This is a genomic window from Variovorax sp. P2_H12, from assembly GCF_056403395.1.
This window is the reverse complement of sequence record NZ_JBFUFO010000261.1, coordinates 1-399: the sequence shown is the minus strand read 5'-3', so window position 1 is coordinate 399 and position 399 is coordinate 1. Positions and strand designations below refer to the sequence as shown.

General features: G+C 67.2%; 1 protein-coding gene. It reads left to right on the top strand.

Going from position 1 to position 399, the window contains the following annotated elements; translation table 11 throughout:
* Positions 1-116: 116 nt before the first annotated feature.
* A partial coding sequence (locus AC1DYK_RS36055) for a hypothetical protein (RefSeq protein WP_478170630.1) occupies positions 117-399 on the top strand: 283 nt, incomplete at its 3' end.

The window sequence follows — 399 nt, the reverse complement described above, 5'->3', positions numbered from 1 at the left end:
GTATGAGGGAGGCTCGGAGCGGCCGGAGTCTCGTGGGACACCTGCCTCTCCTCCGGTTCCGGGTACGGAGGGCAGCCGTCCGCGTCTTCGGCAGGGGGCTTGTATGCATCGGCAGCGTGATGATCCAGGAGTGCCTTGGCGATGGCCCGGGCGTCCTCCTTTCCCACGGTGCGGCGGGCCAGGCGTACTTCGCGTTCATGGAGCCCGAGGAGTTCGGCGACGGTCCCGTCGCTTCCCAGCGTCACCGCGAACGCGGCCAGCGTCCGCATGCGGTCCGCATTTCGTTCGTCAAGGTCCCCCTGCGCACGGCGTACATCCTCGTCATTCCCGAAATAGGCCCGCGCCAGTACGGCATGGCGCTCCCACATCTCCCTCGGTTCCATGCCTGGAGCAACGTCT